This is a genomic window from Sphingomonas sp. FW306-05-A, assembly GCF_058782275.1.
The window spans coordinates 38,729-49,013 of the sequence record NZ_JBYSXN010000008.1 but is presented as its reverse complement, the minus strand read 5'-3'; the positions used below and the strand labels follow the sequence as shown (position 1 = coordinate 49,013).

16 protein-coding genes are annotated in these 10,285 nt (G+C 56.5%); 8 read left to right on the top strand and 8 right to left on the bottom strand.

Translation table 11 applies throughout. From position 1 onward, the window contains the following. Positions 1-33 precede the first annotated feature (33 nt). Positions 34-174, top strand: coding sequence for a PEPxxWA-CTERM sorting domain-containing protein (locus AC3WJR_RS20280; protein ID WP_492727465.1), 141 nt, complete (start codon positions 34-36; stop codon positions 172-174). Positions 175-245: 71 nt separating this feature from the next. On the opposite strand, the gene AC3WJR_RS20275 is transcribed toward AC3WJR_RS20280, so the two are convergent. Next, positions 246-500, bottom strand: a complete 255-nt coding sequence (locus AC3WJR_RS20275; protein WP_492727463.1) for a DUF6894 family protein — start codon at positions 498-500, stop codon at positions 246-248. Between the two features lie 165 nt (positions 501-665). Continuing rightward, positions 666-1,361 carry a recombinase family protein gene (locus AC3WJR_RS20270; RefSeq protein WP_492727461.1) on the bottom strand — a complete coding sequence of 232 codons (696 nt, stop codon included), beginning with the start codon at positions 1,359-1,361 and terminating at the stop codon, positions 666-668. A 260-nt stretch (positions 1,362-1,621) separates the two neighbouring features. Between AC3WJR_RS20270 and AC3WJR_RS20265 the strand changes: the two genes are divergently transcribed. Together AC3WJR_RS20265 and AC3WJR_RS20260 are read left to right on the top strand one after the other, a co-directional pair. Next, positions 1,622-1,915 (top strand): AbrB/MazE/SpoVT family DNA-binding domain-containing protein, encoded by a 294-nt coding sequence (locus tag AC3WJR_RS20265; protein WP_492727459.1) that lies wholly within the window; start codon positions 1,622-1,624, stop codon positions 1,913-1,915. Then, on the top strand, positions 1,912-2,298 hold the full coding sequence (locus AC3WJR_RS20260) for a type II toxin-antitoxin system VapC family toxin (protein WP_492727457.1): 387 nt from the start codon (positions 1,912-1,914) through the stop codon (positions 2,296-2,298). The genes AC3WJR_RS20265 and AC3WJR_RS20260 overlap by 4 nt, the downstream gene beginning before the upstream one ends. Before the next feature lie 1,328 nt (positions 2,299-3,626). On the opposite strand, the gene AC3WJR_RS20255 is transcribed toward AC3WJR_RS20260, so the two are convergent. The 3 genes from AC3WJR_RS20255 to AC3WJR_RS20245 all read right to left on the bottom strand — a co-directional run bounded on the left by AC3WJR_RS20255 (position 3,627) and on the right by AC3WJR_RS20245 (position 5,023). Continuing rightward, complete coding sequence (locus AC3WJR_RS20255) at positions 3,627-4,217, bottom strand: RNA polymerase sigma factor (protein WP_492727456.1); 591 nt, start codon at positions 4,215-4,217, stop codon at positions 3,627-3,629. A 281-nt stretch (positions 4,218-4,498) separates the two neighbouring features. Further along, the gene (locus AC3WJR_RS20250; protein WP_492727454.1) at positions 4,499-4,630 is read right to left on the bottom strand and encodes a hypothetical protein; all 132 of its coding nucleotides are present in this window, start codon (positions 4,628-4,630) and stop codon (positions 4,499-4,501) included. Positions 4,631-4,789: 159 nt separating this feature from the next. Then, entirely contained in the window at positions 4,790-5,023 is a 234-nt protein-coding gene (locus AC3WJR_RS20245) for a peptidase S24 (protein WP_492727452.1), read from the bottom strand. Between the two features lie 64 nt (positions 5,024-5,087). Here AC3WJR_RS20245 and AC3WJR_RS20240 point away from each other — a divergent pair, with 64 nt between their 5' ends. Continuing rightward, positions 5,088-5,699, top strand: a complete 612-nt coding sequence (locus AC3WJR_RS20240) for a DUF2971 domain-containing protein (RefSeq protein WP_492727450.1) — start codon at positions 5,088-5,090, stop codon at positions 5,697-5,699. A 382-nt stretch (positions 5,700-6,081) separates the two neighbouring features. Here the strand turns inward: AC3WJR_RS20240 and AC3WJR_RS20235 are convergent, their stop codons facing one another. Next, positions 6,082-6,690 carry a hypothetical protein gene (locus AC3WJR_RS20235; RefSeq protein WP_492727448.1) on the bottom strand — a complete coding sequence of 203 codons (609 nt, stop codon included), beginning with the start codon at positions 6,688-6,690 and terminating at the stop codon, positions 6,082-6,084. A 161-nt stretch (positions 6,691-6,851) separates the two neighbouring features. On the opposite strand from AC3WJR_RS20235, the gene AC3WJR_RS20230 reads away from it, so the two are divergent. Continuing rightward, positions 6,852-7,103: a hypothetical protein gene (locus AC3WJR_RS20230; protein ID WP_492727446.1), complete on the top strand. Its 252-nt coding sequence runs from the start codon at positions 6,852-6,854 to the stop codon at positions 7,101-7,103. Positions 7,104-7,109: 6 nt separating this feature from the next. Here the strand turns inward: AC3WJR_RS20230 and AC3WJR_RS20225 are convergent, their stop codons facing one another. Beyond that, entirely contained in the window at positions 7,110-7,571 is a 462-nt protein-coding gene (locus AC3WJR_RS20225; RefSeq protein WP_492727445.1) for an acyl carrier protein, read from the bottom strand. A gap of 133 nt (positions 7,572-7,704) precedes the next feature. On the opposite strand from AC3WJR_RS20225, the gene AC3WJR_RS20220 reads away from it, so the two are divergent. The 3 genes from AC3WJR_RS20220 to AC3WJR_RS20210 all read left to right on the top strand — a co-directional run bounded on the left by AC3WJR_RS20220 (position 7,705) and on the right by AC3WJR_RS20210 (position 9,443). Next, positions 7,705-8,100, top strand: coding sequence for a hypothetical protein (locus AC3WJR_RS20220; protein WP_492727443.1), 396 nt, complete (start codon positions 7,705-7,707; stop codon positions 8,098-8,100). 126 nt (positions 8,101-8,226) lie between these two features. Next, positions 8,227-8,493, top strand: a complete 267-nt coding sequence (locus AC3WJR_RS20215; RefSeq protein WP_492727442.1) for a hypothetical protein — start codon at positions 8,227-8,229, stop codon at positions 8,491-8,493. 113 nt (positions 8,494-8,606) lie between these two features. Further along, positions 8,607-9,443 (top strand): DNA adenine methylase, encoded by an 837-nt coding sequence (locus tag AC3WJR_RS20210; RefSeq protein ID WP_492727440.1) that lies wholly within the window; start codon positions 8,607-8,609, stop codon positions 9,441-9,443. Between the two features lie 3 nt (positions 9,444-9,446). On the opposite strand, the gene AC3WJR_RS20205 is transcribed toward AC3WJR_RS20210, so the two are convergent. Further along, positions 9,447-10,262 (bottom strand): transporter, encoded by an 816-nt coding sequence (locus AC3WJR_RS20205; RefSeq protein ID WP_492727438.1) that lies wholly within the window; start codon positions 10,260-10,262, stop codon positions 9,447-9,449. Positions 10,263-10,285: the final 23 nt, after the last annotated feature.

Here is a 10,285-nt window from a genome sequence, read left to right as displayed (position 1 = left end):
ACAGCCGCTGTGCAAGCCGCCGGCTACAAAGACATGGACCGCAAGTTTGGGCTGACGATGGCACAGGCGGTACCAGAACCGCAAAGCTGGGTAATTATGCTTATGGGCTTTGGGGTTATCGGTGGTGCGCTACGCTATCGCCCTGCCAAGGCGCCACGCTCCGCCGCAGGCTAACGGCATTGTTACGCCGATCGGGACATACCAACGTCCCGATCGGCACCGACCTTCAGTAACGTCAAAGCCAGTTATAGATCTGCAGACTGGCTGAGTCGCTTTGCATGCCGGGAGGTTACCGTTGCGACGATCACGTGAAAAAGCTCGTTATGAGCCTCGTCTTCCACGTTAACCCGCCAATGCCCATCATCCGCAAAACCCGGATGATCAATAAGATACGAAGCCAAGTACTTTACCGCTTGATTTCGTGCATCTGAAAGTGACTCACACGTGATCGTCTTGTAAATGTTTTTCTCACCAGCAAAGCTAAATATGTATGTATTCATAAAGCAACCAATTCTGCTGGTATGCACTAATTATTGCCTAGATTTATACTTGTATCAGTAACACAGTATATATTCAAGTCAAGCCTGTAATTTATCACACGCATGGACGCGGGCTGATAAACTTTCGTGGTCAGTGCCTCGTCGCGGAATGTGATCGTCCAGATGCTAATCAGCCTTAACTGGCGAAAGCGATGTGTTACTCGTGCCCGATGCCGCAAGGTTCCTCCGGTGAAGAGCTGTCACACGTTTGACCTGAGCAATGCTGCAGCCTGCCAACTCGGCTGTTTTGGCAATGCTCATCCCTGCATCCCGAAGTCCGACAATACGACGGTGATGCGCCAGGTCCGGCTTTCGCCCCGTGTAGCGTCCTGCGCGCTTAGCGAGCTCTATTCCTTCTCGCTGTCGCTCGCGACGGGTTTCGTAGTCATCCCGGGCAGTCTGAAGCGCGACCCGTAGAAGCATATCCTGCACCGCCTCCAGCACGATCTGAGCCACGCCTGAACTGTCCTCGACCAGATCCGACAGATCAACGATTCCCGGCACAGCAAGGCGAGCCCCCTTCCCCCTGATGGTGGCAACCAGAAGCTCCGCCTCGGCCAGCGGTAAGCGGCTAATGCGATCGATTTTCTCGGCGATGACCACTTCGCCCGCCTGAAGGTCTGCTACCATGCGCAACAGTTCCGGGCGGTCGGGTCGAGCGCCTGACGCTTTCTCGCGATAGACCGCGGCGACGTAAAAACCAGCCGCCCGCGCGCTCCCCACGATCGCCTCTTGTCGCGTCAGGTCTTGCTCGTCGGTGCTCACACGCAAGTATACCCGGACTGCTCGGATCGCATCTCGTTTCGGCTGATCGGTCATCATTCCTCGGCTCCAGTGGGTATACCCTTACTAGCCAGTCGTCTCGATATCAGCTACAACTACGATTAGCGATCTATCGTAGCCTAGCCAAGCCAGCGGACCTATCTTCGCCACTACGAGTGGTGTTCAGCAGTTTGTGACAACGGAGCGCGCTGCTATTCACATCTCTCCTGAGCCATATCCGGATTTGTGCGATAAGCTCGTTGTGTCATTTAGGGTGTTATGCCATATCTGTGGCAGAAGTTAAAATAAGGAGCTAGCCAATGGCCTTCCAAACCATCGATATCAGTGTAGCCAGCAATGGCCGCATGGTTCTTCCTGCATCCGTTCGAAAGGCGATGGGCCTGCACGGTGATACAAAGGTCATCTTGACGGTTGAAGACGATCAGGTACGCCTGTCCCCGATCGGACATGGTGTATCACGCGCACAGGCGCTCTATCGTGAACATGCCAAGCATATGCGTACGACAGACAACTTTCTGGATGACCGAAAGGCGGAAACCGCTGCTGATCTCGGAGAGGTATCATCCGGCGAAGAGGATCGGGACGTACAATGACGTCGGTCGTCCTCGACGCATCCGCGGTTTTGGCGCTGGTTCGAGATGAACCCGGCGCCGACAAGGTCGCTCCCCATATCGGGCGTGCTGCGATTTCGGCGGTCAACCTGCAAGAGATCGTCAAGGAGCTGCTGCTCAGCGGCCTTGACGAGGCGACTACACGCGAACTGCTCGATGAGCTTCGCCTCGATGTTCGTGCCCACGATATCGAGGCAGCCTATGCAGCCGCTGCCTTGCATAGACAGACGCGCCAATATGGCCGCGGCCTTGGTGATCGGTCCTGTCTCGCACTTGCCGTGCAGCTTGGCGTTCCTGCCCTCACTGCTGATCGTGAGTGGAAGAAGGTGAAAGTCACGAACTTGAAGCTCGAGCACATCCGATAGCCACACCCATAACGCGCCTAAATCATGAATGCGGACTTCGTGCTTTTGACGACACTGGGTCGCTGGGCTGATGCGATCCTGGAGAAACGGACAGTCTGCACCTCGGCGAACGCCCCCTGCCCCGCACATGCCGCAGGCTAATGGACCGCTAGTCTTTTTTTCGGGCATATCCTAAGCGTACATCCTTACCTTGATCTTTTTACGTCAGGAAATGACGCATAAAATCCTTGCCAATTTGCTCGTCAGGTCCGGCTGAGTGCTAGCCAACGAGGACCATACGGCACCCATCCAAACGGCACCGTTGAAGCTGCGAACGGGGCTAAGGAGGGGCCGTGCCGGAGGAGAAGCAGCCCTTCTGCTGTCGCCTACTTGCAGCCGTTGTCGCATCGTGGCTTATTGCTAACATGGTAGATAACTGCGTTGAGATCTGCGACGAGAGCGAAGTTAGATTTGATGATCAGCTGCGCAAGATCGTGGAGCATAAGTCATTCCAGGATCAACCAAGGGAGGAGCCGTGATGCTTCATCACCCCAAAACTTGGTTTGTGCCTAAAAGCGATGGTTGGGGGCTATGGCCACGCACTTGGGAAGGGTGGGTCGTTATCGCAGCGATTGTCGCGGTCGCATACGTCGTGTCACACTTCGGCTGATAACCGGTTTGCGGACTACGCAATCACAAAATCTTCGGGAGGACAGACGGCGGCTTTCCAACGACCTATTGCCGCTCATACACTTCGATATAAAACACACCTTAATGTTATTGGTTGGTCCGATGGTACAATCAGTCTCGACAAAATAGCGTTAGTAAACAATGCCACCGGAGTTGGACCGACGTTCATAAGGTCTTTTGAAAGGCCTGGAAACCTTGAAGGAGGACTGTATATTCGTCACGACTATGGGTCTAAATATGACCAAAATGAGTTCTATCACGGATACAAAGCGTGCTTTTCTGGGCCCAGACTAGTACCAGTACCCCAGTCTTGGACGGACGCAGCTTCAAAGCGCGCACTAGTTTGTGAAAACGACGTGACGCTATGAACAAAAGACCATGGTACTCTCAATTAGTCCCGGCTGCGCAACGAAGCACCATTGCAAGCAGTAGTGTGCCTATCCCTCGATCAGAAAGTCTCGGCACTCGGATTGCTTGTTAATACCCACGTAACAAAATGTAGTCCCGCTGCAATCTGCGCCGATTTGGACGGCTACAGAGCGGCGGTAGGCAACCTGTTTCACGCAATCCGTACCGTCGTGATCGAGGCAAAATCACTGCCGTCTTAGTGGCGCGCACCTCAGCATCTTTTCGACGTCGATGCCTACCGATTAGGTGCGCTATCCAATTACAACACCATGCCAATTGCGCGTCTTAAGCGCGTGCCGCAGTTTTGAAGGCGGGGCGTAGGGTTGAGCTTCCGGGTTGTCGATGAGTTCGCGCAGATGTCCTCGCCCCCTTGCCAAACGGCTCTTGTAGGTGCTTGGCAAGATTCCGAGTTGTGACGCAGCGTCCGCACCCGAGAGGCCCTGCACTGCGAGCATTACTGCTTCACGTTCGTCGGGACTAAGCTGTTCGAGCGCCCATCCAACATCCCGCAGTTCAAGCGCCAAATCCTGCCCGCCCGAGGTGCCCTTTATGCGATCAAACGCGTCGTCCGGTAGATCGCCATGAAAGCGGTCACGCCGATGACTCGATAAGAACGTGTTCCTCATCACGACGCGGCTCCACGCCCCAATGTTCGTCCCAGGCTGGAAAGTCTCTCGTGCCGACCAGCATCGCAATATGGTTTCTTGAACGAGATCATCCGCATCAGGGGCGTTTCCCGCTAAGCGTCGCGCGTAAGACTGGAGGGAGCGTGTATTGTCGCTAAGCGCGTCGGCAAAGCCGGCATTCGCAATTGTTTTAATGCCTGAGAGTTTTCGATACATTGTTGGTTGGCCAATGCTAAAAACGGCCGAATAAACCGGCTAGCTTGCCAGCAACTTAACAACTGGCGACAATATCCTTATGAGGAACCTGTTTTCTAACGTGATGGAAGACCGCGGCAGCCCGCGTTCCATATAACGCCGATAGCGGGCCGCAGCTGGGAAAGGGCCCGAGGCTGCGGCCCTAGCCCGCATGCCGGGAGGGGAAGCGGGCCGGTTGCCTGGAATGATAATTACCTGAGCGTCGGTCGCATTGTTTTGGATCAAGTAGATATCGGCGCCTGTCAGAAATTGAGGTTCCGGCGCTGGATTTCAGTAACGATCGCCTCGACTTCGGGATCGCCCGGCTCGCCCCCACTGCGCTGATACTCCGCCAGCAAGTCGCTATCTGACACCTCGACGGGGTCGTCATTCAATTCGGGGGGATCAGGCTGGGCCATGGTCCGAGGCTGGGCGCGCTGATCGATCCGCACAAGGGCTGGACTCGCGCGGAAGCGGCGACATGCTGGATATCAATCAGCGTCGGCAACCTGATCACAGATCAAGAAGCCGCCTCAGCCAGCTGAGAAAGGCCCTCACTCGTCCCGGTCTCCAAACAGGCGCGGATCGACCCTGAAGAACTTCGCCAACATCTCCTGCTCGCTCGGCTTTAATCGCTCGCTCCCTCCTCCGCGTACGAACTTTGCCAGATAGTCCGATGGACGCCCGACCATTCGGGACAGAGGCGCGAGCGGAAAACCATGTTTCGCGGCTAGCGCGCGCAGATTCTCGCGCGCCTGGCCGGGTGTGGCGGCGACAATAGGCTTCATTCGGGCATCCTCGGTTCGCCATCGGCGAGCCACCTACGAAATCAAGAACACGTCCGCTACCGCAATGGCATACAGCCATGGCGGCATTTGCGCTGATAGCCAATTCGAAAGACCGAAAACCGTATGTTCGCTTTTTGCGACGATCGGGTACCATGACCATATGGATAGACCGCAAACACTTTGGAAATTTAGGGCTGTCGATGACCGTTTGCGCACCATATTAGAACATCAAGAGCTCTGGTTTGCTGACCCAGCAACGTTCAACGACCCATACGATTGCGCGCCAGTCATAGATAGTACTGCGACACTCCGACAAGTTCGCACCCATTTTATAACGCACATCTCAACAGAAAACGCACACATTCCGCGTGCCGAGCGCGTGCGCTTCGTAAACGAACTTGCAAACGCTCACCCGTTTCTGCGGCCGGGGTTTTCAGGCTCTGACGCAGGAGACGACTTCCTAAGGCAAACGCTGGATAAAGTTATCAGACACACTGGCGTTCTCAGCCTTGGGAGCGATCCATCGGTTGTATTGATGTGGAGTCATTATGCCGCGAGCCACACTGGCGTCGCGCTAGCATTCAATACGGACAGCGCAATCCTCGAAGGTGCAGAACGTGTTCAATACGAACATGACCGGCCAGTCATTCGCTTTTTAAAGACCAAGGCACGATGATCGAAAAGGCTCTATTCACTAAGGCCGATTATTGGGCTTATGAGAATGAGTGGAGGGTGCTGTCACGAAATTATATCGGTCATAAGCTGTTTTGCCCTCGCGATTTACCGACCATAGTCTTTGGGGCCAAATGCTCACAAGCTGACAAGCGTTCTGTCGAAAAATGGGCTCGTACTGGCAAATTGGCACCAGCTTTCTACCAAGCGCAATTCGACTCAAAACCTTCGAGCTACGCTTGAAAGGCGTCGCGCCTCCTTTTTCGTAAATTGTTTCAGGTTTCTAACCCGGAGACTGCCTATCGTAGATCACGCAGCAGGCGACGAACTCATCCAGCCCCCTAATTACCCCACCTCCCGCCTGCGGTCCTTATCAGCTGCGGCGGTCATGGGGTCACCTCGGGGGGCGGAGGGGGAAGCGGCATCCAGTAAGACAGGCTCATGTCAGGGACACCGCCGTAGCCGGGGAAGAGGTTCCACCCTAAGTCATAACCGTCGGCGGTTTTGCCTTCGTATCGCGCCACGAACGAACGCCCATGCCAATATTCATGGGGACCGCCTAATGACTGATACAGAACCACCACATAGCTTCCATCCTTTGGCGCGCTTTCAATGCGTCGCCAAGCGAAGTCACCGCTCATATCATGTCCTTCGCGGAGAGTGGGGGCAACAGGTTGCGGAGCACGGGCGTTCCAGATTGAACGCAAGCCATCCCAATCTCCTGACTTAACATTTGGGAAAATGAACATCCCTCGACAAACGCCGCCACAGTTTATCGCCATTTTGCGCTGACCGTCTTCTAGCCCGTAGCGAACCATCGAAACGCTATCGCCACAAAAGGGGCAGTCCACCAGGCCGTTCGTAGGCTCATTCATCAGGAAGCCTCGAAACGGACAGACCAGCTTTCGCAAGACGATGATCGCGTTGCCTTCGATACCTGATCGGGCACGGCGGCGGCGATTGGTCCATTCGACATCCTCGGCATGGCATCCCATGGCACCTACGAGATCAAGAACACGACCGCTACCGCAATGGCGGCAGGCATGGGTGCTGCATGGAGGGAACGGCACGAAATCGGTCCACCACTGGAAGCAAAAAGCGGACGGACCGCCAACGCCCTATTGCGGTCATTCCGCATGTAGATCACAAAGCGCTCATGACGGTCGCCCGCGACTTCCTTCTTGAAGCCCTGCAACGTATTGCTGATGGCGGGGACGTAACCGAGTCCGAGCTCAACATCGCGGTGCTTGACCCATTCGCGCTTGATCCAGCAGAAAAGATCGCGTGGGAAGAATTAAGCCATTGGGCTGACGACGATGACATACGTGAACGGGATGAACCCTACGCCGCCTTGAAGCGCGAGCGGATGCGCGATCACGTTGCTGCTCTCCTATCGCATGGCCGCTGACGCCCACTAACGGACATCGGCCGGATTAGATGGCCAGCGACCTGCCTGCACAATCTCCGCGAGGCCGGCGACCGTAAGAGGCTGTAACTTTCGGCCAGGCCACCGCGAGAATAACCATCGCCCACCTAGAAACAGCGCCAACGCTAATCCCAGCGCCACAATCGGTGGCCATTGCAATGCGGCGGCCACTACTCCAGCAGAGCCACCCAAGACCATAATCGCCGGAATACCCAGAAGGAATGCTCGTAGGCTCGCACCTTCGGTGTTAAAAAACACGCGCCATTGGCCAGTAAGTTCTGTGAAGTCTGTCCCAAACTGCTCATGCAGCGCTTGGAATAGTTCTCCAGCGTCGTCGCCATCCACACCAAGGTCGTGCAATATCCTAGCATCGGGCGTGACCTTGCGCTCTCGCAGTCCCTGCCCGTCGATCAGCAGCTTGCGCACAGTCGCTGATGGATCGTCCCTCATTGCAACATCCTACCTTGCCAGCGAATGTCTGCAATCCACCAATGCTCCACGCGGAGGAGCCAATTGACGCAACCGCGCGTTATGGCAGTATTGCTTCGGCCTAAATCAAGACTCCAATGCCAAAGGAGAAATCATGCTGCCGATCCTGCTTGCCGCGGCTGCTGCCGCGAATACGCCGACCGTAGTGCCGAGCCGTGGAATCGACGCACCCTACCCCAACGTTGCCGAAGGCATCGTCTACGTTCCCACTCCGGTCAGTATTTCATCGGACATGATGCATCGCAAGCGAATGATCGCGCTCCGTACCGAAGCACTAGACCTGCAGGCCCGTGACGGAGGTACGCTGATTGCAAGCCACAAGGACCTGCTGCAGCGGAAGCTCGATCGGATCCAACTGCGCTTCGCCGAAATGCGCCGTCGCGCAGATATCTTCTCAGTCGATGCCACGGGTCAAGCGATGTACACCGCATATACCCGCCCGAAGGTCGTCTATCCACCCAACACCGGACGGACCGGCGTCGCGAATTAAGCCGCATTCCACTCAGGTGGAGTGACCGCTAACGCCTAATTGCGGAACATTGAGTAAGATGGCTTATTGCGACCCATGATTTGGTGGGACTGGACAGGTTCGAAGAGGCTTGCGCTTACAGCAGCAATGCTCGCGGTCGCCGCATTCCCGGGGGTAGTCCTCGGTTGGCTTCCGGATGAATGGCGGGCGTTCGTTGGAGGAACGGCCTTCCTGATGTTGCCGCTGGTGTTTGGTTGGTTTCTGTTTGTTGGTCTGTCCACGGGGCGGATACCGGCTCGCGGTGGCTCCGAAACTCGCAGTGTTACGCCAGTATGGTTTTGGGGCGTGGCCGCAACCTACGCAGTCTTCCTTGTCTTTTTCGTATGTGTGATCGTTTTCGTCGCCGCCGATTGAGCGCGTTCCACCAGTTCCAGACATTCCCGTCAGTTTCGGAGACAGGGTCGTTTGTTTCGAAAGGCCTAAAAAGGGCTTTCCTACAAGATCGTCTCTGTGGTCCACGCTTATCGATGCGCCAAGAATTTCCAACTTCGCTAATATCCGAACTGCCGTCGACGTCAGTCCGCCCGGTGTCTCCCCCTGCCCCGTACATAGGGGGCAAGCGCAACCTATCGCGCCGTCTGTGCGCCCTAACCGATGCGACACCGCACGACACCTATGTCGAGCCGTTCACCGGCATGGGAGGGGTGTTTCTAAAGCGGACGCGCCAGCCCCGGGCCGAGGTGATCAACGATATCTCCGCGGACCTCACCACCCTCTTCCGGATCCTACAGCGGCACTATTTCCAGTTCATGGACGTGCTAAAATGGCAGATCACCAGCCGGGCGGAGTTTGATCGGCTGCGCGCGGCCGCCCCGGAAACGCTGACCGACCTCGAGCGGGCGGCGCGGTTCCTCTACCTCCAGCGGCTTTCGTTCGGCGGCAAAGTCGACGGGCGCAACTTCGGCGTAAAGCGTGAAGCCTCGGCACGCTTCGACGTGACCAAGCTTGGGCCAATGCTCGACGAGCTCCACCAGCGCCTGACCGGCGTCGTGATCGAGCGCCTGCCCTATGCCGACCTGATCCGGCGATACGACGCGCCCGGCACGCTGTTCTACCTCGACCCGCCCTACTGGGGCTGCGAGGGCGACTACGGGCCGAGTGTGTTCGAACGAGCAGATTTCGAACGCCTCTCCGATCAGCTCGCTGGAATTGCGGGGCGTTTCATACTGACGATCAACGCCACAGACGGTGCCAGGGAAGTGTTTGACCGATTTCACGTGATTGCGGCGGAGACCACTTACACCATTGGAACCGCCTCTAGCGGCGGCGGCAAGCGTGTGAAGGAACTGATTATTCGGAACTGAGCGTCAGAAGCGGTGCGAGACACCAGCATAAACCGCGACATCCGGCGCAGCTCTGTTCAAACCGACGTTAGTACCAAGGTCTAGCTGCATGTTGCTGCTTGGCTGCCAGGAGAGAGCGATACTGCCAAGCGCTGGCGTACCGCGTACCTGCGGATCGGGATCGTCGTCGCGCGTCACCTGCGCACTAAGGTCTGCCTTTACCGCGTCACTTAGTGAATATTCGATCTCAACCGCGCTGCCGTAGAGGGAGTGGCGGCCTCGACCGTCATCGTTCACCGCCGCTGCAACGATCGGGGTCGCCTGTAGCGAGATTTTGTCTGACGTGCGGTAGGTCACGGGAAGCTGAAATGTGACACCCCAGTCCCCAGCGCCAATTGGTCGTCGCCCGATTGGAAGGACTGCGTCGACGAGCATAGACATCGCCAGTCCGGTATCACCCTTACGTTCAACAACAGATGTTTTGACACCAACAGTTGCGTCGCCGACGCGGCTGGTGCGTTTAACGCTACCGTCGGCATCGCGATCGCGAGCAAACCCATAGGGAGACCAGCCCAAGCGGAGTTCAGTCTTGCCGCCAACACCGTATCGGACAAGCGTATCGCCGATAAGGACGGTATCGGTGCGCTCGCCATCACCCTGCTCGAGCGTCCAACTGGCCAATCCTGTTTCGGTCTGAAGGCGGCCGGCCGCAGTGATACAGGCGGTAGTCGTTAACCCAGGCCGCTCACTGCACAGCCGATCCGCGTTGCTGTCCTCAGCCTGCGCTGCCGAAGCGACGCACGCGACGCTGCAAGCCAGCACTCTAATCAACCAACGCATCTTACGCCCCCAATACGATCTTC

Bases quoted from the DNA above. Each gene is read 5' to 3' on its own strand.
- AC3WJR_RS20270 (WP_492727461.1), bottom strand. From the start codon at position 1,361: ATGATGACCGATCAGCCGAAACGAGATGCGATCCGAGCAGTCCGGGTA.
- AC3WJR_RS20275 (WP_492727463.1), bottom strand. From the start codon at position 500: ATGAATACATACATATTTAGCTTTGCTGGTGAGAAAAACATTTACAAG.
- AC3WJR_RS20230 (WP_492727446.1), top strand. From the start codon at position 6,852: ATGACGGTCGCCCGCGACTTCCTTCTTGAAGCCCTGCAACGTATTGCT.
- AC3WJR_RS20210 (WP_492727440.1), top strand. From the start codon at position 8,607: ATGCGCCAAGAATTTCCAACTTCGCTAATATCCGAACTGCCGTCGACG.
- AC3WJR_RS20235 (WP_492727448.1), bottom strand. From the start codon at position 6,690: ATGGGATGCCATGCCGAGGATGTCGAATGGACCAATCGCCGCCGCCGT.
- AC3WJR_RS20245 (WP_492727452.1), bottom strand. From the start codon at position 5,023: ATGAAGCCTATTGTCGCCGCCACACCCGGCCAGGCGCGCGAGAATCTG.
- AC3WJR_RS20255 (WP_492727456.1), bottom strand. From the start codon at position 4,217: ATGTATCGAAAACTCTCAGGCATTAAAACAATTGCGAATGCCGGCTTT.
- AC3WJR_RS20265 (WP_492727459.1), top strand. From the start codon at position 1,622: ATGGCCTTCCAAACCATCGATATCAGTGTAGCCAGCAATGGCCGCATG.
- AC3WJR_RS20205 (WP_492727438.1), bottom strand. From the start codon at position 10,262: ATGCGTTGGTTGATTAGAGTGCTGGCTTGCAGCGTCGCGTGCGTCGCT.
- AC3WJR_RS20260 (WP_492727457.1), top strand. From the start codon at position 1,912: ATGACGTCGGTCGTCCTCGACGCATCCGCGGTTTTGGCGCTGGTTCGA.
- AC3WJR_RS20280 (WP_492727465.1), top strand. From the start codon at position 34: ATGGACCGCAAGTTTGGGCTGACGATGGCACAGGCGGTACCAGAACCG.
- AC3WJR_RS20240 (WP_492727450.1), top strand. From the start codon at position 5,088: ATGGCATACAGCCATGGCGGCATTTGCGCTGATAGCCAATTCGAAAGA.
- AC3WJR_RS20225 (WP_492727445.1), bottom strand. From the start codon at position 7,571: ATGAGGGACGATCCATCAGCGACTGTGCGCAAGCTGCTGATCGACGGG.
- AC3WJR_RS20215 (WP_492727442.1), top strand. From the start codon at position 8,227: ATGCTCGCGGTCGCCGCATTCCCGGGGGTAGTCCTCGGTTGGCTTCCG.
- AC3WJR_RS20220 (WP_492727443.1), top strand. From the start codon at position 7,705: ATGCTGCCGATCCTGCTTGCCGCGGCTGCTGCCGCGAATACGCCGACC.